The organism is Paraburkholderia sp. BR10936, from assembly GCF_040965735.1.
Lineage (GTDB): Bacteria > Pseudomonadota > Gammaproteobacteria > Burkholderiales > Burkholderiaceae > Paraburkholderia > Paraburkholderia nodosa_A.
The window spans coordinates 502,190-528,280 of record NZ_JBFRCM010000001.1 but is presented as its reverse complement, the minus strand read 5'-3'; the positions used below and the strand labels follow the sequence as shown (position 1 = coordinate 528,280).

Sequence of the window (26,091 nt, the reverse complement as noted above, 5' to 3'; positions counted from 1 at the left end):
CGCGGTCGCGTCGGCGTCGCGAAGGCGAGATGATATAACGTATCACTTCGATTGGCGAGTCAGCTCGTCTTCGGTCAGGGGCCGGTTCTGCAGGCCGCAGCCAGTGGAGGCTTGCGCGTCGCACCATCGAAATCTCGGCCAATCGCGTTTGTTCGCCTTGACAGTCTCCGACTCGTATCCGATCATTCGATCAACGACAGAGCAAATGCTCACATGTCGGGCGATCGCTCAGCTGCTCCTCTGGAGCGTCTGCCGGGCGCGCCCCGCACGAACGAAATTGGAGACACCTGTGGCACACACCGCGACCCCGGCGGCCGGACGTTTGCAGGACAAGGTAGCCGTGCTGACTGGCGCGGCGAGCGGGATTGGCGAGGCGGTCGCGCAGCGTTATCTGGACGAAGGCGCGCGCTGCGTGCTAGTGGACGTGAAGCCCGCCGGGTCCGTCGCGCCAACGCTGGCCGCCGCGTACCCCGAGCGCGTGCTCGCGATCTCCGCCGACGTCACCCGCCGTGAGGACATCGATCGCATCGTGGAGGGCGCGCTCGAACGCTTCGGCCGCATCGACATCCTCTTCAACAACGCGGCGCTCTTCGACATGCGCCCGCTCCTCGACGAATCCTGGGACGTGTACGACCGTCTTTTCGCGGTGAACGTGAAGGGCATGTTCTTCCTCATGCAGGCCGTGGCGCGCCGCATGGTCGAGCAGGGCCAGGGCGGCAAGATCATCAACATGTCGTCGCAGGCGGGCCGCCGCGGCGAAGCGCTCGTCTCCCACTACTGCGCAACCAAGGCCGCCGTGCTGAGCTACACGCAGTCGGCGGCGCTGGCGCTGGCGCCCCATCGCATCAACGTCAACGGCATCGCGCCGGGCGTGGTCGACACGCCCATGTGGGAGCAGGTCGACGCGCTCTTCGCACGCTACGAGCATCGTCCGCCCGGCGAAAAGAAGCGCCTCGTGGGCGAGGCCGTGCCGCTCGGGCGCATGGGCCTGCCCGAGGACCTCACGGGCGCCGCGCTCTTTCTCGCTTCCGCCGACGCCGATTACATCACCGCGCAGACCCTCAACGTCGACGGCGGAAACTGGATGAGCTGAATTTCCCGCAACCCTTGCCCAACGCATCACGACAGCAGCCCGGCTGCAGCAAGACATAACGCAACGAACAAGGAGACAACGTCATGAAGCCAGCAATGAAGACCGCCGCAAAGTGCATAAGTCGAGCGGCGAGCGTGGGTGCACTCGTCGCGGCGGCGAGCGCCGCGCACGCGCAGACCGTCACAATCGCGATGTTGAACAACCCGGACATGATCGAGCTGAAGAAGCTCTCGCCGGCCTTCGAAAAGGCCAATCCGGGCATCAAGCTGAACTGGGTGATTCTCGAAGAAAACGTGCTGCGCCAGCGTGCCACCACCGACATCACGACCAACAGCGGCCAGTTCGACGTGATGATGATCGGCACCTACGAGGCGCCGCAATGGGGCAAGCGCGGCTGGATCGTGCCGATGACGAACCTGCCCGCGAGCTACGACCTCGACGACGTGGTGAAGACCGCGCGCGATGGCCTCTCGTACAACGGCACGCTCTACGCGCTGCCGTTCTACGTCGAAAGCTCGATGACGTATTACCGCAAGGACCTGTTCGACAAGAAGGGCCTCAAGATGCCCGAGCAGCCGACCTATGACCAGATCAAGGACTTCGCCGACAAGCTCACCGACAAGTCCGCCGGCACCTACGGCATCTGCCTGCGCGGCAAGGCCGGCTGGGGCGAGAACATGGCGTATGTGACGACGGTCGCGAACACCTTCGGCGGCCGCTGGTTCGACGAAAAGTGGCAGGCGCAGCTCACTTCGCCAGAGTGGAAGAAGGCGGTGAACTTCTACGTCGACATGCTGAAGAAGGATGGCCCGCCGGGAGCCAGCTCGAACGGCTTCAACGAAAACCTCACGCTGATGTCGTCGGGCAAGTGCGCGATGTGGATCGACGCGACGGTGGCAGCCGGCATCCTCTACAACAAGCAGCAGTCGCAGGTGGCCGACAAGATCGGCTTCGCGGCCGCGCCGACCGAAGCCACGCCCAACGGCGCGCACTGGCTGTGGTCGTGGGCGCTCGCGGTGCCGAAGTCGTCGAAGTCGCAGGACGCCGCGAAGAAGTTCATCGAATGGGCCACCTCGAAAGAGTACGTCCAGATGGTCGCGCAGGACGAGGGCTGGGCTTCGGTGCCCTCGGGTACGCGCATTTCGACCTATCAGAATCCCGAGTACAAGAAGGCCGCGCCGTTCTCCGAGTTCGTGCTCAAGGCGATCCAGACCGCCGATCCGACGCATCCGACCGCGAAGCCGGTGCCGTACACGGGTATCCAGTTCGTCGGGATTCCTGAGTTCCAGTCGTTCGGTACGGTCGTGGGCCAGAGCATTGCGGGCGCCGTGGCAGGGCAGATGAGCGTCGATCAGGCGCTGACCGCCGGTAACGCCGCTGCCAACCGTGCCGTGGCGCAAGCCGGGTATCAGAAGTAACTGCGGGAAGTCGGGCTGCGCCGTTCAGGCAGCCAGCGTAGTAGCACGAGTGCGCGCGCCGGGCGACCCGGCGCGGCGCGCGCACTCGCGACAGCCGATGCCGCGCCGGGTTCCATAGAGGCGCGCAACCGAGAAGGGTGGTCCTCATGCGTCATCTCCATCTCCCCATGCCTATATTCAATCGAGCGCGCACGCCACAGAAACCGCAGCAGGTCGAATCGCGCCGCTCGGCCTCACGCTGGCTCGTGACGCCGTCCGTGGCGGTGCTGCTGCTGTGGATGACGATCCCGCTCGCGATGACGATCTGGTATTCGTTCACGCGATACAACCTGCTGAACCCCGATCTCAAGGGATTCGCGGGCTTCGACAACTACAGGTTCCTCGCTACCGATCCCTCGTTCGTGCCGTCGATCGTGCACACCATCGAGCTGATCGTGGCGGTGCTCGTGATCACCGTGGTCGGCGGCGTGCTGATGGCGGTGCTGTTCGACCGCAAGTTCATCGGTCAGGGCGTGGCGCGCCTGTTCGCGATCGCGCCGTTCTTCGTGATGCCCACGGTGAGCGCGCTGATCTGGAAGAACATGATCCTGCATCCGGTGTACGGCCTCGTGGCCATCGCGATGCGCTCGATAGGCATGACGCCGATCGACTGGTTCGCCGTCTATCCGCTCACCGCGGTCATCATGATCGTGGCGTGGCAGTGGCTGCCGTTCGCGTTCCTCATTCTCTTCACGGCGATCCAGTCGCTCGACCAGGAGCAGAAGGAAGCCGCGAAGATCGACGGCGCGGGCCCGATCGCCTTGTTCTTCTACATCACGCTGCCGCACCTGCGGCGCGCGATTGCCGTTGTCGTGATGATGGAAACCATCTTCCTGCTGTCGATCTTCGCCGAGATCTACACGACCACGGGCGGCGGTCCCGGCAACGCGACCACCAACCTCACTTACCTGATCTACTCGATGGGCCTGCAGCAGTTCGACGTGGGCATCGCTTCGGCTGGCGGCATTCTCGCCGTCGTGCTGGCGAACATCGTGTCGTTCTTCCTCGTGCGCATGCTCGCGCGCAACCTCAAAGGGGAGTACGAAAAATGAGCCAGATTACCGCTACGCCCGCGCAATCGCCCGACGCGGTCAAGCATTCGTCGCCGATGCAGTTCATCGGGCGCGTGCTGCCGGGGCTGCTTGCCTGGCTGATCGCGATCGCGCTGTTCTTCCCGATCTTCTGGATGACGATCACGGCGTTCAAGACCGAGCAGCAAGCCTATATCCCGACGATCTTCTTCCTGCCCACGCTCGACAGCTTCAGAGAGGTGTTCGCGCGCAGCAACTACTTCGCGTTCGCGTGGAATTCGGTGATGATTTCGGCCGGCGTGACGATCGTCTGCCTGATTCTTGCCGTGCCCGCGGCCTACGCGATGGCGTTCTTCCCGAACAAGCGCACGCAGGGAATTCTGCTGTGGATGCTCTCCACCAAGATGATGCCTTCGGTGGGTGTGCTCGTGCCGATCTACCTGCTGTGGAAGAACTCGGGGCTCCTCGACACCGTGAGCGGGCTGGTGATCGTCTACACGCTCATCAATCTGCCGATCGCAGTGTGGATGGCGTACACGTACTTCAACGAGATTCCCAAAGACATTCTCGAAGCCGGACGCATGGACGGCGCGGCCACCTGGCAGGAAATCGTCTATCTGCTCATGCCGATGGCGGTGCCGGGGCTCGCATCTACCGCGCTGCTGTTGATCATTCTTTCGTGGAACGAAGCGTTCTGGAGCATCAACCTCTCGAGCTCGAACGCCGCGCCCCTGACGGTGTTCATCGCGTCGTACTCGAGCCCTGAGGGGCTGTTCTGGGCGAAGCTCTCCGCGGCGTCGCTGCTCGCGGTCGCGCCGGTGCTGATCGTCGGCTGGCTGTCGCAGAAGCAACTGGTGCGCGGCCTTACCTTCGGGGCGGTCAAGTAATGGCCAATGCGATGTCCAGTCAAGCCCTGATCTGCGATTGCGACGGCGTTCTGATCGACAGCGAAGCCGTTGCGGCCCGCGTGCTGGTGCGCGAACTCGAAGCGCGCTGGCCCGGCGTGGACGCGGCGCCCGTCGTCATGCCGCTGCTCGGCCAGCGCATCGAGCGCGTGCTGGGCGGCGCGGGCGAAGCGCTCGGGCGCAGCCTCACCGCCGCCGACGTCGATGCGATCCGCACCGTGGCCGAAGCCGAAGCGCGCGAAGCGCCGCTATTTCCGGGCGTCGTGGCGGCACTGGAAGCCGTGGCGCTCACCAAGGCCTGTGCGAGCAACAGCTACACGGCGGTGGTGCGCGAGGTGCTGGCGCGCAACGGGCTCGATCGCTTCTTTGGCCCCCGCGTGTACTGCGCCGATATCGTCGCCCGGCCGAAGCCCGCGCCCGACGTCTATCTCGCGGCGGCGCAGGGCATGGATGTCGCGCCCGCCGCGTGCCTCGTGGTCGAGGACAGCGTGACGGGCGTGAGCGCGGCGCGCGCGGCCGGCATGACGGTGCTCGGCTTCGTGGGCGGCACGCACGTGGGCGGCGACGCGCACGCGCACGAGTTGCGCGAAGCGGGTGCAAGCGAAATCTTCGACGACATGACGACGCTGCCCGCGCGGGTGGCGTACTGGATGAACAAGGCGCAAACGCGTTCGAACTGAACCGGCTTAGGCAGGCTTAGGCAGACTCAAGCAGAAACGGAGACACATCATGGCAAGCGTGATCCTCAGAGACGTACTGAAGCGCTACGACGACAACGAAGTGCTGCGCGACGTGAACCTCGACATCGGCGACGGCGAGTTCGTCGTGTTCGTGGGCCCGAGCGGCTGCGGCAAGACCACGCTCATGCGCATGATCGCGGGGCTGGAGGACATCAGCGGCGGCGACCTGATGATCGACGGCACGCGCATGAACGACGTGCCGCCGGCCAAGCGCGGCATTGCGATGGTGTTCCAGTCGTACGCGCTGTATCCGCACATGACGCTGTACGACAACATGGCGTTCGGCCTGAAGCTCGCGGGCGCGAAGAAGCCCGAAATCGACGCGGCCGTGAAGAACGCCGCGAAGATCCTCCACATCGACCATCTGCTCGACCGCAAGCCCAAGCAGCTCTCGGGCGGCCAGCGCCAGCGCGTGGCGATCGGGCGCGCGATCACGCGTAAGCCGAAGGTGTTCCTGTTCGACGAACCGCTATCGAACCTCGACGCCGCGCTGCGCGTGAAAATGCGCCTCGAATTCGCGCGCCTGCACGACGAACTCAAGACGACGATGATCTACGTGACGCACGATCAGGTCGAAGCGATGACGCTCGCCGACAAGATCGTCGTGCTCTCGGCAGGCAATGTCGAACAGGTCGGAAGTCCGAACCGTCTATATCACGCGCCGGCGAATCGCTTCGTGGCGGGCTTCATCGGCTCGCCGAAGATGAATTTCCTCGACGGCACGGTGCAGCAGATCGGCAGCGACGGCATCGTCGTGCGCTACGAAACGGGCGATACGCAGAAGGTGGGCGTCGAGCCGGGCAAGGCGCGCGAGGGCGACAAGGTGACGGTGGGCATCCGCCCCGAGCATCTGCACATCATGACGGGCGCGGAGGGCGTGAGCGCGAAGGCGATGACGGTCGAGTCGCTCGGCGACGCCGCCTATCTGTACGCCGAATGCCCGGTCGCGCCCGATGGCCTGATCGCGCGTATTCCGCCGCTGGAGCGTCACGATCGCGGCGAGGCGTTCAAGGTGGGCTCGACGCCCGACCATTGCCACCTCTTCGACGCGAACGGCCAGGCGTTCGAGCGTCGCTTCGCGCAGCAACTGGCTGCGTGAATTCACTGGCTTGCCGGACGCACCGCCTCGGAGGAGGGTGAGACGGTGCCTTGTGTGGCGAGGTACCTGAGGTTGCCTTTGTTAGCCCGCTTCGTGCGGGCGCTTTTTTGGGGCTTAGCGTTCGATCGCGGCGCGCGCGCACAGCTCGTCGGTGACGAGGCCGGAGAGCCAGCCGCCGTTGAGCGCCGCGATCACCGCTTCGCGCTTGCGCGCGCCGCCGGCGAAGCCGATGGTCGGGCGGCGCGGCGGCGAATCGAGGTACACGCTCGTGACGCGGCGGCCCGTGGGCGAATCGACGCGCTTGCCGGCGGCGTCGATCGGCAGGCCGAGCATTTCGGCGATGGCGCCCTGGTCCATCAGTTCGCGCACTTCGTCGGAGGTGATGAAGCCGTCCTCATGCAGCGGGCAATGCTCGCCGATGTTGCCGATGCCGACGAACGCGACATCGGCCTCGCCCGACAGCGACTCGACGATGCGATAGAGCCGGTGATTGCACCATTGCGCGCGCTCGGCCTCGTTATCCGCGATGAGCGGCGCGGGCAGCAGAAAGTGCTTGCCGCCCGTCTTCTCGGAGATATGCAGCGCGACGTCGTAGCGGTTCGACGAACCGTCCTGGGCGATCGCGCCCACCATCGAAACCAGCCGATGCTGCGGCCGCTCCAGCTGCGCGATCTGATCGACGGCGGCCTTGAGCGTTCGACCGCTGCTCACGGCCACCACCATCGGCCGCTCTTCGCCCAGATAGCGCTCCATCACCTGCGCCCCTGCCACGGCGAGCTTGCGGTCGATTTCCTCGGGCGTGTCGTTGTCCACGGGCACCACTTCGCAAACCGAAAGGCCGTAGCGCTTCGAAAGCGCGTCGGCGAGCGCGAGGCAGTCGGCGAGACGATGATCGACGCGCACGCGAATGAGGTTCTTCTCGACCGCGAACGCGACGAGGCGCTGCGCGACCGGGCGCGACACCTGCAGCTTCTCGGCGATTTCGTTCTGGGTGTTGCCGGCCACGTAGTAGAGCCAGGCGGCGCGGGTCGCGAGATCGAGTTTTTCGGTGGACTTGGGCACGATGGGGGTCGGGGGGATGCGGGGCCGAAGTGTACTGCACGCGTTACGCGAGGCGTTCGCGCGAGGGCTCGAAGAGCGGGCGCACGTGGCGGTACAGCGCGCGGTAGGCAGTGAGCCGCTCGCGCAGCGCCGCGTGGCGCGCCGCATTCGGCGCGTACTCGGCCACCACGGGCGGCTTGGTCAGCACTTCACGCGCGTTGCCGCCTGCCGCGAGCCAGCCAAGGCGGGCCGCTCCGAGCGCCGCGCCCGTCTCGCCGCCGCCGTGCTGGCGCGTGGGCGTGTCGAATGCGTCTGCAACCAGTTGCGCCCAGTAGCCGCTGCGCGCGCCGCCGCCCAGCATCGACAGCGCGCCCACTTCGGTGCCCGCGGCCGCGAGCGCGTCGAGGCCGTCGGTGAGCGCGAGCGTCACGCCTTCGAGCACGGCGTAGCCGAGCAGTGCGCGGTCGGTCGCGTGCGTCATGCCGAAGAACACGCCCTGCGCATACGGGTCGTTGTGCGGCGTGCGCTCGCCCGAGAGATACGGCAGGAAGAGCGGGGCTTCGGCGAGGGTTGGCGCGTTGAGCTGCTCCACTTCAGCGAGCAGTGTGGGCTCGTTCGTGCCCGTGAGCTTGCAGACCCAGCGCAGGCAACTCGCCGCCGAAAGCACGACGCTCATCTGGTGCCAGCGGTCCGGAATCGCGTGGCAGAACGCGTGCACGGCAGAAGCGGGATTTGGCCGGAAGCGGTCGCCCACCACGCAAAGCACGCCCGAGGTGCCGAGCGAGACGAAGCCGTCGCCGGGCTGCGTGGCGCCGATGCCGATGGCGCTCGTCGCGTTGTCGCCGCCGCCCGCTGCCACGACCACGTCCTCGCGCAGACCGAACTCGCGTGCGAGCGCAGGCAGCAGCGTGCCGGACGGCGCGCTGCCTTCGGCGAGCGCGGGCATTTGCGCGCGCGTCATGTTGCAGGCGTCGAGCAGCGCATCGGACCAGTCGCGTTTGGCCACGTCGAGCCAGAGCGTGCCCGCGGCATCCGAAGGATCGGAGACCTTGCCGCCGGTGAGCTGCAAGCGCAGATAGTCCTTCGGCAGCAGCACACAGGCCGTCTCGCGAAAGATCTGCGGCTCGTGGCGCGCGACCCACAGCAGCTTGGGCGCGGTGAAGCCCGGCATGGCGAGATTGCCCGCAATGCGATGCAGCTGCGGCGCACGTGCGGTGAGTTCGGCGCATTCGTCCACCGCGCGCATATCGTTCCAGAGGATCGCGGGGCGCAAGACGTCGTCGTGCGCGTCGAGCAGCACCGCGCCGTGCATCTGGCCGGAGAGGCCAATGCTGCGCACCTGCGCGAATTCGTGAGGATGCGCCTCGCGCAGCGCGGCGAGCGCGCGGCGCGTGCCGTCCCACCAGTCGGCGGGATTCTGCTCGGACCAGCGCGGGTGGGGGCGCGAGACGACGAAGGGCGTGCCGGCAGTGCCGATCACGCGCCCGTCGGGCGCGAGCAGCAGGACTTTCACTTCGGAGGTGCCGAGGTCGATGCCGAGATACATAGGCGCGCTGAAGTCGTGAGGAGAGTTGCGCTACTTTAGCCGCGCGCCGGGCGCGACGCCATGCGCGCCGACCCGGAGGGCGCGCGTGGCGCGGGTGTTGCGGATTGCGCTGCGATCTTTTTTCAAACGCTGCAGCCGCGAGAGGCGAGCCACTGGTCCACGCGCGCGAGCGCGCCGCGCACCGCGCCGCCCAGAGTCGGGTTGCCGGCGAGGCCGCCCCACAGCAGCTTGTCGCCGAGAAACGTCGAGACGGGGTCGCCGGTTTCGAACATGCGGTGCACGGCCGCTTCGTCCATCACGCCGTCCTGGTAGCGGTAGGGCAGCGTGCCCTTGTGCCAGCGTTCCAGAAAGCGCAGGAAGAGCGCGGGCAGCATGGCCGTGGCGGCGGGCGTCGCGCCCGCGGCGATGCGTTGCGCGAGCGTGGGCGCGATGAAGCCCGGGATCTTCGAGTAGCCGTCGGCGGCCACGCGCTGGTTCGTGTCCTGGATGTACGGATTGCTGAAGCGTTCGAGCACGACGTCGCGATACTTCGCGAGATCGAGCGGGCTCGGCGTGAGGCAGGGAATCACGTCTTCGCTCACGTACTCGCGCGCGAAGGTACGGATGTCGGCGTCGTGGGTGCCTTCGTGGATGAAATCGAGTGCGATGAGCGTGCCCGCCCACGCAATGCAGCTGTGCGTGGCATTGAGGATGCGGATCTTCGCTTCCTCGTAGGGCATCACCGATTCGACCATTTCCGCGCCGGCGCGCTCCCAGGCGGGCCGCCCCGCGCAGAAGTGATCCTCGATCACCCACTGGATGAACGCTTCGCCCATCACCGGACAGGCGTCGTCCACGCCGGTCGCCGCTTTCACGCGCTCGCGCACGTCGGGCGTGGGGCGCGGCGTGATGCGGTCGACCATGGAGTCGGGGCACGCCGTGTTCGCGTCGAACCAGTCGCGCAGATCCGTTGCGCCACGCAGCGCGAGGAATTCGCGCATGCCCGCGTGAAAGCGCTTGCCGTTGCTGCGCAGGTTGTCGCAGGTCTGCAGCGTGACGGGGCCGCCGTCACGTGCCATGCGCGCTTCGAGGATCGCGGCGAGCGCGCCGTAAATCGTCGTGCGGCCGCCCTTGAGGTCGGCGGCGAGGTCGGGGTTCGCGGTGTCGAGGCGGTCGTGCTCGTCGAGGTAATAGCCGCCTTCGGTCACCGTAAACGCGATGATCCTGCAGTTCGCGTCGGCGCCTGCATCGATCAGGCTCGCGAGATCGGCCGACCACGGCAGCACGCGCGTGATCGAGCGGATCGTCTCGTAGGCGCGCTCGCCCCGCGGCGTGACTGTTTCGAGCGTGTAGACGCCGTTTTGCGCGGCCAGCGCGTCCATCACGGCGTTCATGTCGGAGCGGATGTTGCCGACGGTGAGCGACCATGCGGCCTCGTCGGGCTTGCGCGCGAGGTTCACGCGATGCAGGTACCAGGCCTGATGCGCCCGGTGAAACGACCCGGCGCCGATGTGCAGGATCACGTTCGCATTGCTGCGTTCGGTGTTCATTCGGTGTCTCCTTACTCAAAGCGGCCGATCGGCTCAAGCCTGAGCAATTGCTCTAGTGATGAACGAATGATCGTATCCGGTCGGTCGAAAGTCAAGCGGGCGAGGGCGGTTTTCGGTGGCGCGCTGCGGCGGGCGATGGCGCGCGGGCAACGCACGCACGTGCGCCGCCTGCGGACGGAACGGGGATGTTGTGGCGCACAAAGCGCCCGGGAGCCGAAGCGGGGAAAGGGGGACGCGGCTTCAGCCGCCGATCTGCGCTACGGCCGCGACGGCCTGATCGGTCGCATCCTGCGCGCAGCAATCTACGACGATGCGCTCCGGCATGGCGCGCAGCCACGTGAGCTGACGCTTGCAGAGCTGGCGGGTGGCAAAGACGCCCTTGTCGCGCATGGTGTCGTAGTCGACTTCGCCATCGAGGTATTCCCAAACCTGGCGATAGCCCACGCAGCGCATGGATGGCAGGTTGGGGTTCAGGTCCCCGCGCGCACGCAGCGCCTTCACCTCGTCGATGAGACCGCCGGCGAGCATCGCATCGTAGCGCGCTTCGATACGCGCGTGCAGCACGCTGCGATCGGACGGCTCGAGCGCGACGGGCACGAAGCGGTAGCGCGCGGCTTCATCTTCGCGCGTGGACGGCGTGGCGAGCAGCACCGACATCGGCTGCCCGCTCAGCATGAAGATTTCGAGCGCGCGCTGGATGCGCTGCGAGTCGTTCGGGGCGAGGCGTGCAGCCGTGGCCGGATCGACCCGCGCGAGGCGGGCATGCATGGCGGGCCAGCCGTCGCGCGCGGCTTCGGCGTCGAGTTGCGCGCGCACGGCCGGATCGGCCGAGGGCAGGTCGTTCAGGCCTTGGGTGAGCGCCTTGTAGTAGAGCATCGTCCCGCCCACGAGCAGCGGCACGTTCCCGCGCGCAACGATTTCGCCCGTCACGCGCAGCGCGTCGGCACGAAAGTCGGCGGCGGAATAGGCATCCAGCGGATCGACGATATCGATCAGATGATGCGCGGCGGCCGCACGCTCCGCGGCGTTCGGCTTCGCCGTGCCGACGTCCATCTCGCGGTACACGAGCGCCGAATCGACGCTCACGATTTCCACCGTGCGCCCGCGCGCCGCCGATTGCGCCGCATACGCGAGCGCGGCCGCCGTCTTGCCCGAGGCCGTGGGGCCGAGCAGACACGCGACGGGCAGCGCTGCGCCTTCCTGTTTCGTGGACTGCGTCATTGACCGCGCATGAAGAGCCGATCGAGATCGGCGAGCGTGAGCTGATACCAGGTCGGCCGGCCGTGGTTGCACTGGTCGGCGCGCTCGGTGGCTTCCATCTGGCGCAGGAGCGCGTTCATTTCGTCGAGCGTGAGACGCCGGTTCGCGCGCACCGCGTGATGGCAGGCGAGCGTGCCGAGCATCTCGTGCTGGCGCTCGGTGAGCACGCGCGAGCCGCCATACTCGTGCAGGTCGGCGAGCACGGCGCGCGCGAGCGCCTGGAGATCGGCGTCCTTGAGGAGCGCGGGCACCGCGCGGATCGCAATCGAGGTGGGCGAGAGGACGGCGAGATCGAAGCCCAGCGCTTCGAGCGTGGCCTTTTCTTCCTCGACGGTGCCGGTTTCGACGGGATCGGCCGTCATCGAGATCGGGATCAGCAAGGGCTGCACGGCGAGCGAGCGTTCGGCGAGGGCCTGCTTGAACTGCTCGTACAGGATGCGTTCGTGCGCGGCGTGCATGTCGACGATCACGAGGCCGCGCGCGTTCTGCGCGAGCACGTAGATGCCGTGAACCTGGCCGAGCGCGAAACCGAGCGGGTGGTCCTCGCCGGCTTCGAAGGCGGCGTGCGGCGCGCCGGTGGCGAATGCATCGGCTGCACCGGCTGCGCCGTCTTGCGCCTGCGGGACGCTCGAACCTTGCGCCGTGCCGGCGCCGACATCTTTGCGGCCGAACAACGCGTCATATAGCGCGAGCGGCTGCGCGACAGGCAGGCTGCCTTGCGTCATGCGCGACTGGCGCAGCCAGGTGTTGCCGCTGCTCGCGCCTGCACCGCCGCCGCCTGGCTGACCGAAGCCCGACGCGCGCGAAGGCAGGCCACCCGCGCCGCCGCCGAAGCTGCTTGCCACGCTCGCGGTGCCGAACTTGCCGTCCGCGCCGAAGCCGGGCGCTGCGCCTGCGCGCGCGGAGTCGGCCGCGCCCGAAGCCAGCCCGACCGAGGCGCCCAGCACCCCGGCCCCCGGCAACGCCCGCGGCTCGATGAGCGCCGCGGCATGGCCGCCCGAGGTCGTCTCGGGCGAGGCGCCCGCGTGGCGCGCTAGCGCGCGCTGCACGGCATGGAACACGAACTGGTGAATCGAGCGCGAATCGCGGAAACGCACTTCGATCTTCGAGGGATGCACGTTCACGTCGACGGCTTCGGGCGGCAGGTCGAGGAACAGCACGTACGACGGGTAGCGCTCGCCGTGCAGCACGTCCTCATACGCCGAGCGCACCGCGTGCGTGAGCAGTTTGTCGCGCACGAAGCGGCCGTTCACGAAGAAGTACTGCTGGTCGGCGCGGTTGCGGCTCGCCGTCGGCAGCCCTGCACAACCGTAGACGGCGAGCGGCCCGGCGCGCTCGTCGAGCGGCAGATGCGCCGTGGCGAACACTTCGCCGAGGATCTTCGAGACGCGCGTGGCCGGATCGCTCGCGTTCCAGTGCTCCACCGCGCGGCCGTTGTGCAGCACCGAGATCGCGACGTCCGGGCGCGCGAGCGCGCTGCGGCGGATCATCTCGAGGCAATGGCCCAGTTCGGTCTGCTCGCTCTTCAGGAACTTGCGGCGCGCGGGCGTGTTGAAGTACAGCTCGCGCACTTCGATGGTCGTTCCCTGGCCGCCCGCAGCCGGCGAGATCGCGCCGGTGTGCCCGTCGATCTTCACGGCGTGCTGCGCGTCGGCGCTGCGGCTCGTGATCGACATCTCGGCGACCGAGGCAATCGACGCCAGCGCTTCGCCCCGGAACCCGAGCGTCGCGACGCTCTCCAGTTCGGCGAGCGAGCGGATCTTGCTCGTGGCGTGCCGCATGAGCGCGAGCGGGAGTTCGGATTCGGGAATGCCGCAGCCGTCGTCGGCGATGGAGATGCGCTTGACGCCGCCCTCGTCGAGCAGGATGCGCAGCGTGCTCGCGCCCGCGTCGAGCGCGTTTTCGAGCAGTTCCTTGACGACGGAGGCAGGCCGCTCGACCACTTCACCCGCGGCGATCTGGCTGATGAGCTGGTCGGGCAACGCCTGGATCGCGCGCGCGGGCTGCGCGGCACGCGACGCGACTGCGGCGCCGGTCGTGGCGCCAGTGTCGGCGGCGCTGGCGGAATCCGGCACGGCGCCGGTGGGTTCGGAGTTCGAAGACATGCGCGCAATTATAGCGAGTCGGCGCTAGCCGACCCGACGCGCTTCAGCGCCGCGAAACCCTCATGTAGCAGCGCTTTGTGCGCAAATTCACCGAAATTGGCGGGAAATTTTCGTGGCGCACGGGCACTTTCGGTATCATGGCGCGATCAATTTGGCTTCTCGCGCAACGCAGGGCGAATGCGCTTTTTCAGGCGCGCGGCCCACGATCAATAAGGGACACTTTTGGATACGCTTCTGCAGTTCGTCAATCTTGTCTTGCACATCGACAAGTTTCTCGGTGTCTTCATCCAGCAATACGGCGGCTGGGTCTACGCGGTGCTGTTCCTGATCGTGTTCTGCGAAACCGGCCTCGTGGTGCTGCCGTTCCTGCCCGGCGACTCGCTGCTCTTCATCGGCGGTGCGTTTGCCGCGACGCATGAGATGAATCTCGGCGTGCTGATCGTGCTGCTGCTCGTGGCTGCGGTCCTCGGCAATACGGTGAACTTTCTGATTGGGCGCGCCATCGGGCCGAAAGTGTTCAATACGCACATTCCTGTGCTCGAACGCTTCCTCGACCGCGCCGCGCTGCAGAAAACCCACGAATTCTACGAACGCCACGGCGGCAAGACCATCGTGCTCGCGCGCTTCATTCCTGTCGTGCGGACGTTCGCGCCGTTCGTGGCGGGCGTCTCGCAAATGCCTATGCGACGCTTTCAGTTTTTCACGGTCACGGGCGCGCTGTCCTGGGTGTTGCTGCTCGTGCTGCTCGGCTACTTCTTCGGCAACATTCCGTTCATTCGCCAGTACCTCAACGTGATCGTGCTCGTCGGCATCGGCGCGGCGATCGTGCCGATCCTGATCGGCGGCGTGTGGAAGATGCTGCGCAAGGACTCGCGCGGCGGCGCGGTGCGCAAGCCCAACGGCGGTTGAGCGTCCGGCGCCTTCGGGCCGCAACGCAAGGAAAAACGGCATCGCCTGCGAAGGCGATGCCGTTTTGTTTTGGCGCTCGCGTCGAACGCGGCGCGCTAGGTGCCCACGCGACGAATGATCGAGGGCGTTTCGGGCGTCGGGTAGCCCGCGTCCTTGAAGGTCTCGACAATCGTGCGGTTGGTGTCGAAATACACCTGCCAGTAGGAGTCGTTGCTGGTGTAGGGACGTACAGCCAGCAGCGGGCCTTCGGGCGTGAACGAGAGAATCTCGACGTTGGGCGGCGGCTCCTGCGAAACGTTCGGAATTTTGGCGATGGCCGTGCGCAGACGGCTGGCGGCATCGACGGGATCGACGCCGTTGGCGATCTTCGCGGTCAGCTCTACGCGGCGCACGGGCGTCGCGCTGTAGTTCGAGATGGTGTCCGAGAAGATCTTGTTGTTGCCGACGATGTTGACCACGTTGTCCGGCGAGATGATGGTCGTGCCGAAGATGCCGAGTTCCTTCACGGTGCCCGTCACGCCCCCGGCCGTCACGAAGTCGCCCACCTTGAACGGGCGCAGCACCTGCATGAACACGCCCGCCGCGAAATGCGCGAGCAGCCCGCCCCACGCCGTACCGATGGCGAGGCCGAGACCGGCGAGGAGCGCCGCGAACGAGGTGGTCTGCACGCCGAACACCTGCAGGATCGCGAGGACCAGCAGCAGGTTCAACACGGCGGCGAGGATCGAACTGAGGTAATGCGCGAGCGTGGGATCGACGCGCTCGTTGCGCGCGAGCACCTTGCGCAGCACACCGGCGACGAGGTTGATGGCCCAGCGTCCGATGATCCACAGGACGATCGCCGCCACGACCTTGGTCCCGAAGTCGATGCCCCGGGTCATGATGAATACGCGGATGGTTTCGAGATCCAAAATGCCCTCGCTTGTGTCGTTGGTTGAGCCTGGAAGACGTGCAACTGACAGCGGCGGGAGCATGACGGGCGCGGTGGTGCGCGCCGTCTGTCCCTTGGCGCATTTATAGGCGAAGCGGCGAAAGCGTGCATCCAGCGTGCCCGCCCGTCTCAGGGTTGACCCTGCGCACGGGGCGCGCGGCGCTCGTTCGATTGAACCGGCGTGCATGGCCGTTCGGCTGTATCGTTGCGCGATCGACCCCGACACGAACCGACACTAAAACAGGAGGCCCGCCATGAACCTGCCGAACACCGATCTCCATCTCATCACCGTGAAGCTCGACGAGTTGCGTCCCACGCAGATCACAGTGGGCTTTCGGGAGGTGAACGCCAAGCGCGCGCACTGGCAGACGCTCGACAAGAAGGGGCGCGCGGCGGCCATCGACTCGCACTGGTTTCCCGCTGTGCTGGGGCCGAAGTCGCGCTACTACGTGGTCGATCATCACCACCTTGGCCGCGCGTGGCTCGAAGAGTCGGTGCAGAGCGTGCGGGTCACGGTGCTCAAGGATCTCTCATGGCTCGAGCCCACCATCTTCTGGCGCATGATGGAGCACGACCAGTGGGTGCATCCGTTCGATGCCGCGGGCGAGCGCTGCGAATTCGACCAGTTGCCGAAGCAGCTTCTCGGCCTTGCCGACGATCCGTATCGCAGCCTCGCGGGCGAGTTGCGCACGGCGGGCGGCTACGCGAAGGACACGACGCCGTTCAGCGAATTCCTGTGGGCCGACTATCTGCGCCGTAAGGTATCCGAAACGCGCCTGCGCAAGGACTTCGACGCTGCGCTCGCCGAGGCGCTATCGCACGCGCACGCTGCCGACGCGCGTTATTTGCCGGGCTGGTCGGGCGTGGTGCCACCCGCGGCGGCGGCGCCAGCGCCAGCGGCTGCGCCGGCCAAGGCGGCCAAGGCGGCCAAGCCAGCCAAGGTCAAGAAGGGCTGAAGCGGGCGGCACACCCTACCTCGCCAGGGGCAGACTCAGGCGTGCGCGGGCTTGCGTTCGTACAACCCGCACGCGCTTCGCTCCCGCGCCAGTTCAGCGTTCAGCGCGCGTCGGGCAACGGCGCCTGCGGCGGCGTACCTTGCGTGAGGTAGTGGCAGAGCCACTCGCTGGCGGGGCCGCGCGCCGCGTCGGTGCGATGGATCAGCGAGATGTTGTAGTTCACCGAGCGCCGGTCCGCGAGCGCGACGCGCACGAGCCGACCGGCTTCGAGATCGGCTTCCACGAGGTGCTTCGGCATCGACCCCCAGCCGAGGCCCGCGAGCAGCAGCCGGTGCTTGGCGCCCAAGTCGCCGAGTTTCCACGCGCGATTGCTGTACACGCCGAAATTCTGGCCTTCGGTAAGGCGGCTGCGGTCGGTGAGCACCAGCTGCGTATGCTCGCGCGCATCCGAAATGCGCACGGGGTGCTCCGCCTTGGCGAGCGGATGGCAGGGGGCGGCCACGAGCACGAGTTCCACGGTGCCGATGGACTGGGCTTCGATCACGTGCGGCCAGTTGTGGTTCGGCCCGCTGATCCCCACCGCGCAGTCGCCGTCGAGCACGAGCTTGAGCACGCCGCCAAGCGCTTCCATGGTGAGATTCAGCGCGACGGTGGGAAACGTGAACGCGAACGCCTGCAGGGCCTCGACGAGCCGCTGCGACGGAAACATCACGTCCACGGCCAGCGAAACCTCGCCCTCGAGTCCCCTCTGCAGGCCGGCCGCCTTGGCGTTAAGCTGGCCCATGAGCAGATCGAGGCGGCGCGCGTCGGCGAGGATCGCGCGGCCCGCGGCCGTGAGTTCCGGCTTGCGCTTGCCGCGCTCGAACAGCGCGACGCCCAGCAGCGCCTCGAGATTGGCGATCGTATAGCTGACCACCGACTGCGCGCGGTCGAGCTGGCGCGCCGCCGCCGAGAAGCTGCCGGTTTCGGCGACGGCGATCAGCGCGCGCAGCTGCTCGAGGCTAGGGGAGCGGTCCGAGGTGCGGTCCACGAGGTACGGTCCTTTTCGATCTATCGAAAAAATGGATGATAACCATCCATTTTAGACGATTGTTTGAATAGGTTTGGCCGGGTAAAGTGCACACCTCGAATAATGGAGTCGTATGCCGATGAACCCCACCGTCAAGCCCGCCGGCCGCTATAACGGCGTTGCCATGCTGCTGCACTGGCTGATCGCCGCGCTGATCGTCTGGGGCTTTGCGCTCGGCTGGGTCATGACCGACATTCCGGGCATCACGCCCACGAAGCTGCGCTACTTCTCGTGGCACAAGTGGATTGGCGTGACCGTGCTCGCGCTCGTGCTCGTGCGCATTCTCTGGCGCGTGACGCACACCGCGCCCGCGCTGCCCGGATCCATGCATGGCTGGGAACGGCTCGCCGCGCACTTGGGCCATACCGCGCTTTACGTGCTGATGGTCGCGATTCCGGTCACGGGATATCTCTACAGCTCGGCGGCCGGCATTCAGGTCGTGTACCTCGGCATCTGGCCGATGCCCGTGCTGATCGGCCCCGACACCGCGCTCAAGGGCGTGCTGCGCGTCGTGCATATCTCGCTGAACTACACCCTGCTCACCGTGGTCGTGCTGCACGTCCTCGCTGTCATCAAGCACCAGTTGATCGACCGCCAGAACATCCTCTCTCGCATGCTGCCGTTCGGCACGCCGCGCGACTGACTTCGCGGCGCGCATGCGCCATCTCCATTTCCCGATACCTTCCACCTTGGACCGACTGCCCATGATCCAGCGTCTTGCCCATACTGCTTCCGTCGTCGCGCTCGGCGCGGCGCTCGCCGCCGGCGCGGCACTTGCCACGACCTTCGCCACGAACGCCAACGCCGCGGCCGAAGCCGCGAAGAACTCCGTGAGCGCCGTGTTCAAGCAAATGAATGTGCCGGTCGAAGGGCGCTTCAACCACTTCACCGCCGACGTGCGCTTCGATCCGGCGAACGTCGCGGCATCGAGCGCGAAGCTCGACGTCGAGGTGGCGAGCTTCGACCTCGGCGCGCCGGAATACAACACGGAAGTCGCCGGCGACGAATGGTTCGACGCTTCGCATTTCCCGCACGCGACCTTCGTCTCCACACAGATCAAGCCCGCCGCGAACGGCGCGTTCACGGTGACCGGCAAGCTGACCATCAAGGGCAAGACGACCGACGTCGTCGTGCCGGTGCAGTACCGCAAGGACGGCGCCACCCAGGTGTTCGACGGCACGCTGCCGATCAAGCGTCTCGCTTACGGCATCGGCTCGGGCGAGTGGAAGGACACCTCGATCGTCGCCGACGACGTGCAGATCAAGTTTCACATCGTGTCCGCCGCGCACTGACGCGCGTACGGCACCGCTTTTTCATCCCGTTTCTCCCGCACCAGGAATCGATTCATGAAGACCACGATTTTCGCCGCGGCCGTTGCCGCCTCGCTCGCAGCCTTCGTCGCCACGCCGGCGCTCGCAGCCGCCACGACCTATAACCTCGACCCGATGCACACCTATCCGAGCTTCGAAGCCGATCACTTCGGCGGCGTCTCGGTGTGGCGCGGCAAGTTCACGAAGAGCTCGGGCACGGTCACGCTCGATCGCGAGGCGAAGACGGGCACGGTGGACGTAACGATCGACGCATCGTCGATCGATACCGGCAACGCGAAGCTCGACAAGCACGTGAGCTCGGCCGAATTCCTCGACACCGCGAAGTTCCCGACGGCCACCTACAAGGGAACGTCGATCCGCTTCGAAGGCGACAAGCCCGTGGAAGTGATCGGCACGTTCACGCTGCATGGCGTGACCAAGCCGCTGAACCTGAAGATCGACTCGTTCAAGTGCTTCCAGAACCCGATGCTCAAGCGTGAAGTGTGCGGCGCGGACGCATCGGCACAATTCGACCGCGCGGACTACGGCGTGAACTGGGGCCAGTCGTATGGCTTCAAGACGGCGACGACGCTGCAGATCCAGGTCGAAGGCGTCAAGGCGGACTGAGTTTGCGCGCGGCATGGGCCGCGCGTCGCTCGATGCGAAAAAGCCCGTGCGCTGTCAGGCGCGCGGGCTTTTTTGTTGCGGGAAGCGATAAGGATGACGAAGTGTCGTCAGTGGATCGGCGACGTTGCGTGCGTGCCGCGCGGCGACAGCGCGACGTCGACGACGTGCGAATGCCAGATCCCGCAGGTGGCCTTCACGGGCACCCAGGCGTACTTGCCGCGGACCTTGGCGAAGGCGCGCAGATGGATCAGTGTGTCGATGGACGGGGCAGGCGAAAGTGCGTCGCTCGCGACGGGCGTGGGCGTGGCATTCGCGGGCGCGGGCTGCTCGATTTTCGCCGAGAGCGCGCGCCGATCGGGCACGAGCAGCGAATCGTAACGCTGCGCCTTATGCACCCACTGGTCGAGCGCGGCAACGCAATTGACGACGGCGTCCGGCACGCGTATGCGGCGCAGGTATGCGTAGTCTTCGGGTTGCGGTTGAATTTGCGCCTGAACGCGCAGACTGAGCCAGAAAAGCGCGAGCAGGGCGCAGGCAAGGGTCGTGAACTTCATGATGACGTGGCCTGTGCAGCGGGGATGGGACGGCGGGGGAGGGAGTATACATGCTGGACGCATGCTCGCGCGCCGAGTCACTCAAGACGCTTGAGCCTGCGCCGTACGCTGCAAAGCAAAAAGCCCAGTCCGGAGACTGGGCTTTTTGTTTGATGCTTTGGTAGGCCGTACGGGATTCGAACCTGTGACCAACGGATTAAAAGTCCGCTGCTCTACCAGCTGAGCTAACGACCCAAAAGAGAAGCGGGATTATAGCGGCGTCTGGTCAACGCGTCAACTTTTGCCGTCATAAAACCGATGGAAGCGCCCGGAGCACGCCGTGCCCCGGGCCTTCCCTGTATGCGAGAGGCGCATTTCGCGGCATTGGCATTAGCCAGCGCGCCACGTCACGCCAAAACCATCCAGCAGCGCTTATTTGAGCTGTGAAAGCTTGCTTTGCGCCGTCTGGGCGACATCCGAGTTGCCGTATTGCGAAACGACCTGCTCGAGCGTGCGTTTGGCCGCAGCCTTTTGCCCCTGCTCGATCTGATTGTTTGCAATGGCCAGCAGTGCCTCGGGGGCACGCGGGTGTTGCGGGTATTTGTTGACGACGTTCTGCCACGTCGCGGTCGACCCCTTGTAGTCCTTCAGCGCATACAGCGCGTTGCCGAGCCAGTACTGCGCGGTCGGCTGGTAAGGACTCTGCGGGAACTTCGCGATGAAGCTACGGAACGATGCCGCCGCGTTCTTGAAGTCGCCGTTGCGGAACTGCTGCGAAGCGGCGTTGAACGCGTCCATCTCACCCGGCTGAACCGTGCCTTGCATGCCGTCCACGGTCTCCTGCTGCGGCTCGAACTTCTTGAGTCGCGTGTCGAGATCCGTGTAGTAGTCCTTCTGTTGCTTCTGCAGGGTCGCCAACTGGTTCGCCATATCCTCGTTCTGTCCGCGCAACGTCGCGACCTGCTGGTTGAGCTGGTCGAGGTGGTTGGACTGGTCGAGGATCGTGCGTTGAGCGGCGGACAGCTGGCTGGACAGGCTGTCCGTTTTCGCGCGCAGGTCGAGAATCGCCTGGCGCGCCTGATCGTCATCGAAGATACCCGCGTGGGCCGGCAGCGCCGCAAAGGCGACGCCAGCCACGCAAGCGGCTGCGGCTACGCGCAGCGGGGAGAAACGGTGCGACATACGCCCCTTCATCCAATGCTCAATTACTGTTGATACACGAGGTCAGCACGGCGGTTCTGCGCCCACGATGCTTCGTCGTGGCCCGTTGCGACCGGCTTTTCCTTACCGAGGCTGACGGCTTCCATTTGCGAATCGGGCACGCCCATCAGCGAGAGGGCGCGACGGACCGCTTCAGCACGCTTTTGACCCAGCGCCAGGTTGTATTCGCTCGTGCCGCGCTCGTCGGTGTTGCCCTGGATCAGGACGTGACGTTCCGGGTGCGTCTTGAGGTACTGTGCGTGAGCTTGCAGCAGCGACTGGTAGTCGTCCTTGACGGCGTAGCTGTCGAAATCGAAGTACACGCTGCGCTTGGCGAGCGGGCTGTTCGGATTGTTCAGCTCATCGACGTTCACCTGGGCGACCGCGTTCGGGTTCGGCTGGGTGTTCATCGCACCGGCGTTCGGGTTCGTTTCCTTGACACCCGACTTACACGCCGCCAGTGCACCGATCATCAAGACGGCCAAGGCCAGGCGTACTTTCTTCGACATCATTATTTCTCTCCTGAAGTGTTATTGCATAAAAGGACCCCAGGACGGCTCGCGTACGCTGCCGCCCTGAACGGACAGGATTTGCCGCGTACGACCGTCGGTCGATACAGCAGCCAGCACGCCACGGCCGTTCACCTGTGTGGCGTAAAGAATGTACTGACCGTTCGCCGCGAAGCTGGGCGACTCGTCATGTGTCGTGTCAGTGAGCGCCGTGGCGACACCGGACTGCAGATCTTGAATGTACAGCTTAAATCCGCCGCCCGTGCGTGAGATGTACGCCAGTTGCTTGCCGTCCGGGCTGGCCTTCGGGCTCGTATTGTAGTTGCCGGTAAACGTCACACGCTGTGCCGCTGCGGCGCTTTCGCCCTGGGCCGGCATCTTGTAAATCTGAGGCTGGCCGCCGCGGTCGCTCGTGAAATAAATCCAGCGTCCGTCAGGAGAGTAGTTGGGTTCGGTGTCGATCGTCGTGCCTTGCGTGAGGCGGTGCAGGCCGGAGCCGTCGGCATTGACGGCGAAGATCTGCGTGTTGCCCGTGCGCGACAATGCTACTGCGAGCGTGCGGCCGTCGGGAGACCAGGCCGGCGCCGAATTGTTGCCCTTCTGGTCCGAAATGATCACGCGGCGACCCGTCGGCAGGTCGTGCACGTAGACGATCGGCTTCTTCTTTTCGAAAGATACGTAAGCGACCTTGGTGCCGTCGGGCGACCAGGCCGGCGAGATGATCGGCTCGGGGCTCGACAGCGCGATATGCGCGTCTTGTCCATCGGAGTCCGAAACCTGCAGCTGGAAGCGGCCGCCCGTCTTGATCACGTATGAAAGACGCGTGGCGAACACGCCGCGATCGCCGAGCAGCTTCTGATAGATGTAGTCCGCAACCTTGTGCGCGCTCATGCGCAGGCCGCTTGCCGGGCTCGTGAGCACGAGGCCGCCGAGGCTTTCGCCCTTCACGGTGTCGTAGAGCTTGAAGCGCACTTCGTACTGGCCGTTGGCGAGCTTGTTCACGCTGCCCGCAACGAACGCGTTGGCGCCCTTGGCCTTCCAGCTGCCGAGGTCGACGGAGTCGTTTTCCGAGATCGGTGCGCTGCCGGCATCGATATTCGTAAATTTCCCGCTGCGTTGCAGGTCGGCGCGCACGATGGCCGCGACCTGCTCGGGCGAATTCGCTTCACCGGCAAAGTTAGCCGTGGCGATGGGGAACTGGGTAGAGCCCACGCCGGTGACGAGGACGTTGAGTTGTGCGTTCGCCGCGCCGCCCGCCGTGATCAGGCAGGACGCGACGAGGGTTCGCAGGCCAAGCTTCGTCATCAATGTCATGCTGTGATATTTCCTGAAAAAAGCAATTTTGTCATAACGCGCAACAGCAGACTGACCCGAAAACGTTCGAATCGTTCCTTATTAGCCACTGTTGCGCGGCGGCTTTCCTCAACCTTTCTGCGCCTTGCGCTCGCCATCAACCAGCCGGGCGCAAGGTGATCTTGAAGCTAGAAGGCGCCTTGCCGTCGGTATCGACCGGCATCGGATCCGAGCGCTGAACTGCCCGCAACGCGGCGTCGTCCCACGACGCGTTGCCGCTGCTGCGCGAGATCGTCGCCGAAAGCAGCGTGCCGGTCGGCGAGCAACGCACCGCGATCTCCGTTTCGAGACCCGACGTTTCGCCCGCCCACACGATGTTCGGACGCACGCGGCGGCGCACCTTGTCGGCGTAGCCCGGCGACGTCGCGTTGCCGCCCGAGCCGCTGCCCGTGCCGCTCTTCGCGAGACCGTTGCCGCTCGTGCCTTCGCCGCCACCCATCGAGCCTTGCATCTGCGCGATGCGAGCGCGGCGTTCCGCGTCGAGCTTCTTCGCCTGGGCGTCGGCTTGCGCCTTCGCCTTGGCCGCCTTCTCGGCGTCGGCCTTCTTCTGCGCGTCGAGCTTCGCCTGCTTCTGCTGCTCTTCTTCCTGCTGCTGCTTCTTGAGCGCGTCCTGCTGCTGCAGCTGCTTTTGCTTCTCCGCCGCGGCTTGCTGCTGTTCCTGCTGCTGCTTGAGCTTTTCGGCCTTCTGCTGCGCGGCCTGCTGGGCCGCGAGCTGCTGCTGACGCTTCGCTTCGGCTTCCTGCTGGGCTTTCAGACGCTGCTGCTCGGCCAGTTGCGCCTCGCGCTGCGCTTCCTGCTGCTTACGCTTTTGCTGTTGCAGCGCAATGTCGGCTTCCTCGGTTTGAGGCGGCGGCGGGGCAGGGGCGACCGGCGCGGGCGGCGGCAGCGGCTTCGGTGTCGACAGGTCCGGCACCTCGGTCCACAGTTCCGCCTCTTCACCCGCCGGCGTGCTGTTCTGCCAGCGGATGCCGTGATAGAGGAACAGACCGAGCAGCACGTGCATGAGCACCGCGAGGGCGATAGCACGTCCCGTGCCACGCTCTCGCGGAGGCTGCAGCGGATACGAATCGTTCTTGCGGATCATTGCGATTTGACGAGCAGTCCGACACGTTTGACGCCATGCGACTTCAGGTCGGACATCACGTTCATCACCGTCTCGTATTTGACGGACTTGTCGGCGGCGATCACGACGGGCTGGTCGGGATGGCTCTGCTCGCGATCGGCGACGAAGCCGTTGAGATCGGCGCGCGTCATGGTCTGTTGCTGCGTGGCGCCGGAGTCATCCTTGTAGCGTACGCTCAGATTGCCGTCGGGGCGAATATTGACCACGACGGGCGGCACCTGCTGCTGCTGCGACGCGCCGCCGACGGTCGGCAGGTTGACAATGGACGGCGCCACGAGCGGCGCGGTCACCATGAAGATCACGAGCAACACCAGCATCACGTCGATGTACGGCACGACGTTGATGTCGGCCATCGCACGGCGCGAGCGGCTGCCTCGCATGCTCGAACGGACTGAGCCTCCCATCTTCGACTCCTTGCTTCGTGAAGATTAGTGGGCCTGACGCTGCAGGATGTTCGAAAACTCTTCGATGAAGGTTTCGAAGCGGATCGCCAGACGGTCGATGTCGTGTGCGTAGCTGTTATACGCGACCACCGCCGGAATGGCGGCGAACAGACCGATCGCGGTCGCCGTCAGCGCTTCGGCGATGCCGGGCGCGACGTTCGCGAGCGTTGCCTGCTGCACGTTCGCGAGACCGCGGAACGCGTTCATGATCCCCCAGACCGTGCCGAAAAGACCGATGTACGGACTCACCGAGCCGACCGAAGCGAGGAACGAGAGGTTCGCCTCGAGCGCATCCATTTCGCGCTGGAAGGCGGCGCGCATCGCGCGGCGGGCGCCGTCGAGCACGAGGCTCGGATCGTTCAGGCGCTTCTCTTTCGCCTTCAGGAATTCGCGCATGCCCGACTCGAAGATACGCTCGAGCGCGCCGATCGTGTGACGGTTGTTGGCTGCGCTCTGGTAGAGCGCCTGCAGGTCGCCGCCTGACCAGAAGTCGCGCTCGAAGCGCTCTGTCTGGGACCGCGCCCGGCGAATCGCAAACCACTTGCGGAAGATGAAAGTCCAGGAAATCAGCGACATGAGCAGAAGAAGCCCCATCACCGCCTGTGCCAGTATGCTCGCATTAAGAACGAGAGAAATGATCGACAGATCTTGTGTAGTGTTCATATAGGTTCGTTGTGACGTCCCGAAAGGGGCGAGCGGCTGCAAGACAACGCAAGGCTTCCCGTAGGCGGTTGGGAAGCTCTCGTGCCGTCGCGGCCGAACCCTGCTTGGTCCTGCATTGACCGGCGCGAGTTCACTGGCGTCGTATCAACGGTAATTACTGCACTGCCGTTGACACGGCGTACAGGTCTTTCTGGGGTCCACGTTGCAAGGCTTCATGAACGGGGGCCGGAATGGGTGCGGGCCGCATGGCCGTGCTGTCGACGCAGGCAACGCGAATGGTGCCCGTGGCGAGCAGCGTGTTTTCGCGCCACGCTTCCTGCATGAAGTCGACCGAGGCGCGGCCCAGCTTCTCGACGCGGCTGACGGTGGTGACGACGTCGTCGAGGCGCGCCGGCGAACGGTAGTCGAGCGCGGTGCTGCGCACGACGAAGAGCACGCCCGTTTCCTCGGCGAGCCGACGCTGATCGACGCCGCACGCGCGCAGCCATTCGGTGCGCGCGCGTTCGAAGAACTTCAGGTAATTCGCGTAAAACACGATGCCACCGGCGTCGGTGTCCTCGTAGTAGACGCGCACCGGCCACGTAAAGCCGCGCCCGGCCGGTGACGACGCCGCGTCCGGCTTGCTGGTGGAATTTTCCATGCCGCGCATTCTACCGGAA

General features: G+C 65.7%; 24 protein-coding genes, 1 tRNA gene and 2 pseudogenes. 11 read left to right on the top strand and 16 right to left on the bottom strand.

Annotated elements, in window-relative coordinates:
- Positions 1-289: 289 nt before the first annotated feature.
- From AB4Y36_RS02520 to AB4Y36_RS02495, 6 genes and pseudogenes are all read left to right on the top strand, one after another.
- Complete coding sequence (locus AB4Y36_RS02520) at positions 290-1,093, top strand: L-iditol 2-dehydrogenase (RefSeq protein ID WP_069262829.1); 804 nt, start codon at positions 290-292, stop codon at positions 1,091-1,093.
- Positions 1,094-1,176: 83 nt separating this feature from the next.
- The gene (locus AB4Y36_RS02515) at positions 1,177-2,511 is read left to right on the top strand and encodes a sugar ABC transporter substrate-binding protein (RefSeq protein ID WP_342948460.1); all 1,335 of its coding nucleotides are present in this window, start codon (positions 1,177-1,179) and stop codon (positions 2,509-2,511) included.
- A 233-nt stretch (positions 2,512-2,744) separates the two neighbouring features.
- Positions 2,745-3,602 (top strand): annotated as a pseudogene (locus AB4Y36_RS02510) (carbohydrate ABC transporter permease); the annotation flags it as partial.
- On the top strand, positions 3,599-4,468 hold the full coding sequence (locus AB4Y36_RS02505) for a carbohydrate ABC transporter permease (protein WP_069262826.1): 870 nt from the start codon (positions 3,599-3,601) through the stop codon (positions 4,466-4,468). The pseudogene AB4Y36_RS02510 and the gene AB4Y36_RS02505, both read left to right, overlap by 4 nt.
- Before the next feature lie 11 nt (positions 4,469-4,479).
- Positions 4,480-5,166, top strand: a complete 687-nt coding sequence (locus tag AB4Y36_RS02500; protein ID WP_368682216.1) for an HAD family hydrolase — start codon at positions 4,480-4,482, stop codon at positions 5,164-5,166.
- 49 nt (positions 5,167-5,215) lie between these two features.
- Positions 5,216-6,325 (top strand): sn-glycerol-3-phosphate ABC transporter ATP-binding protein UgpC, encoded by a 1,110-nt coding sequence (locus tag AB4Y36_RS02495; RefSeq protein ID WP_342948463.1) that lies wholly within the window; start codon positions 5,216-5,218, stop codon positions 6,323-6,325.
- Between the two features lie 114 nt (positions 6,326-6,439).
- On the opposite strand, the gene AB4Y36_RS02490 is transcribed toward AB4Y36_RS02495, so the two are convergent.
- The 5 genes from AB4Y36_RS02490 to mutL all read right to left on the bottom strand — a co-directional run bounded on the left by AB4Y36_RS02490 (position 6,440) and on the right by mutL (position 13,806).
- On the bottom strand, positions 6,440-7,387 hold the full coding sequence (locus tag AB4Y36_RS02490) for a sugar-binding transcriptional regulator (protein ID WP_368682215.1): 948 nt from the start codon (positions 7,385-7,387) through the stop codon (positions 6,440-6,442).
- A 43-nt stretch (positions 7,388-7,430) separates the two neighbouring features.
- Positions 7,431-8,912 (bottom strand): xylulokinase, encoded by a 1,482-nt coding sequence (gene xylB, locus AB4Y36_RS02485; protein ID WP_368682214.1) that lies wholly within the window; start codon positions 8,910-8,912, stop codon positions 7,431-7,433.
- 122 nt (positions 8,913-9,034) lie between these two features.
- Positions 9,035-10,441 (bottom strand): D-arabinitol 4-dehydrogenase, encoded by a 1,407-nt coding sequence (gene dalD, locus AB4Y36_RS02480; protein ID WP_368682213.1) that lies wholly within the window; start codon positions 10,439-10,441, stop codon positions 9,035-9,037.
- Positions 10,442-10,681: 240 nt separating this feature from the next.
- Positions 10,682-11,662, bottom strand: coding sequence for a tRNA (adenosine(37)-N6)-dimethylallyltransferase MiaA (gene miaA / locus AB4Y36_RS02475; protein ID WP_368682212.1), 981 nt, complete (start codon positions 11,660-11,662; stop codon positions 10,682-10,684).
- Complete coding sequence (gene mutL / locus AB4Y36_RS02470) at positions 11,659-13,806, bottom strand: DNA mismatch repair endonuclease MutL (protein WP_368682211.1); 2,148 nt, start codon at positions 13,804-13,806, stop codon at positions 11,659-11,661. The genes miaA and mutL overlap by 4 nt, the downstream gene beginning before the upstream one ends.
- A gap of 222 nt (positions 13,807-14,028) precedes the next feature.
- On the opposite strand from mutL, the gene AB4Y36_RS02465 reads away from it, so the two are divergent.
- A complete protein-coding gene (locus tag AB4Y36_RS02465; protein ID WP_069262819.1) occupies positions 14,029-14,715 on the top strand; it encodes a DedA family protein in 687 nt (228 codons plus the stop codon).
- Positions 14,716-14,810: 95 nt separating this feature from the next.
- On the opposite strand, the gene AB4Y36_RS02460 is transcribed toward AB4Y36_RS02465, so the two are convergent.
- Positions 14,811-15,626 (bottom strand): mechanosensitive ion channel family protein, encoded by an 816-nt coding sequence (locus tag AB4Y36_RS02460; protein ID WP_069262818.1) that lies wholly within the window; start codon positions 15,624-15,626, stop codon positions 14,811-14,813.
- A 274-nt stretch (positions 15,627-15,900) separates the two neighbouring features.
- Between AB4Y36_RS02460 and AB4Y36_RS02455 the strand changes: the two are divergent.
- A pseudogene (locus AB4Y36_RS02455) lies at positions 15,901-16,515 on the top strand (ParB-like protein); the annotation flags it as partial.
- A 187-nt stretch (positions 16,516-16,702) separates the two neighbouring features.
- Here AB4Y36_RS02455 and AB4Y36_RS02450 read toward each other — a convergent pair.
- The gene (locus AB4Y36_RS02450; RefSeq protein WP_069262816.1) at positions 16,703-17,632 is read right to left on the bottom strand and encodes a LysR family transcriptional regulator; all 930 of its coding nucleotides are present in this window, start codon (positions 17,630-17,632) and stop codon (positions 16,703-16,705) included.
- 118 nt (positions 17,633-17,750) lie between these two features.
- Between AB4Y36_RS02450 and AB4Y36_RS02445 the strand changes: the two genes are divergently transcribed.
- The 3 genes from AB4Y36_RS02445 (at position 17,751) to AB4Y36_RS02435 (ending at position 19,608) form a co-directional block, all read left to right on the top strand.
- Positions 17,751-18,314, top strand: a complete 564-nt coding sequence (locus tag AB4Y36_RS02445; protein WP_069262959.1) for a cytochrome b — start codon at positions 17,751-17,753, stop codon at positions 18,312-18,314.
- A 61-nt stretch (positions 18,315-18,375) separates the two neighbouring features.
- Positions 18,376-18,963, top strand: a complete 588-nt coding sequence (locus AB4Y36_RS02440; RefSeq protein WP_342948592.1) for a YceI family protein — start codon at positions 18,376-18,378, stop codon at positions 18,961-18,963.
- 54 nt (positions 18,964-19,017) lie between these two features.
- A complete protein-coding gene (locus AB4Y36_RS02435) occupies positions 19,018-19,608 on the top strand; it encodes a YceI family protein (protein WP_069262814.1) in 591 nt (196 codons plus the stop codon).
- 107 nt (positions 19,609-19,715) lie between these two features.
- Here the strand turns inward: AB4Y36_RS02435 and AB4Y36_RS02430 are convergent, their stop codons facing one another.
- From AB4Y36_RS02430 to ybgC, 9 genes are all read right to left on the bottom strand, one after another.
- On the bottom strand, positions 19,716-20,162 hold the full coding sequence (locus tag AB4Y36_RS02430) for a BspC domain-containing protein (RefSeq protein ID WP_069262813.1): 447 nt from the start codon (positions 20,160-20,162) through the stop codon (positions 19,716-19,718).
- Positions 20,163-20,320: 158 nt separating this feature from the next.
- A tRNA-Lys gene (locus tag AB4Y36_RS02425) sits at positions 20,321-20,396 on the bottom strand.
- A 177-nt stretch (positions 20,397-20,573) separates the two neighbouring features.
- A complete protein-coding gene (gene ybgF / locus AB4Y36_RS02420) occupies positions 20,574-21,323 on the bottom strand; it encodes a tol-pal system protein YbgF (protein WP_069262812.1) in 750 nt (249 codons plus the stop codon).
- A 23-nt stretch (positions 21,324-21,346) separates the two neighbouring features.
- Positions 21,347-21,853, bottom strand: coding sequence for a peptidoglycan-associated lipoprotein Pal (gene pal, locus AB4Y36_RS02415; protein ID WP_042266217.1), 507 nt, complete (start codon positions 21,851-21,853; stop codon positions 21,347-21,349).
- A gap of 18 nt (positions 21,854-21,871) precedes the next feature.
- Positions 21,872-23,164, bottom strand: a complete 1,293-nt coding sequence (gene tolB, locus AB4Y36_RS02410) for a Tol-Pal system beta propeller repeat protein TolB (protein WP_069262811.1) — start codon at positions 23,162-23,164, stop codon at positions 21,872-21,874.
- Positions 23,165-23,300: 136 nt separating this feature from the next.
- Positions 23,301-24,287 carry a cell envelope integrity protein TolA gene (gene tolA, locus AB4Y36_RS02405; protein WP_368604071.1) on the bottom strand — a complete coding sequence of 329 codons (987 nt, stop codon included), beginning with the start codon at positions 24,285-24,287 and terminating at the stop codon, positions 23,301-23,303.
- On the bottom strand, positions 24,284-24,730 hold the full coding sequence (gene tolR, locus AB4Y36_RS02400) for a protein TolR (RefSeq protein ID WP_035513412.1): 447 nt from the start codon (positions 24,728-24,730) through the stop codon (positions 24,284-24,286). Before tolR ends, tolA begins: the two co-directional genes overlap by 4 nt.
- 24 nt (positions 24,731-24,754) lie before the next feature.
- Positions 24,755-25,432, bottom strand: a complete 678-nt coding sequence (gene tolQ, locus AB4Y36_RS02395) for a protein TolQ (RefSeq protein WP_028205324.1) — start codon at positions 25,430-25,432, stop codon at positions 24,755-24,757.
- 154 nt (positions 25,433-25,586) lie between these two features.
- The gene (gene ybgC / locus AB4Y36_RS02390) at positions 25,587-26,081 is read right to left on the bottom strand and encodes a tol-pal system-associated acyl-CoA thioesterase (RefSeq protein ID WP_069262809.1); all 495 of its coding nucleotides are present in this window, start codon (positions 26,079-26,081) and stop codon (positions 25,587-25,589) included.
- Positions 26,082-26,091: the final 10 nt, after the last annotated feature.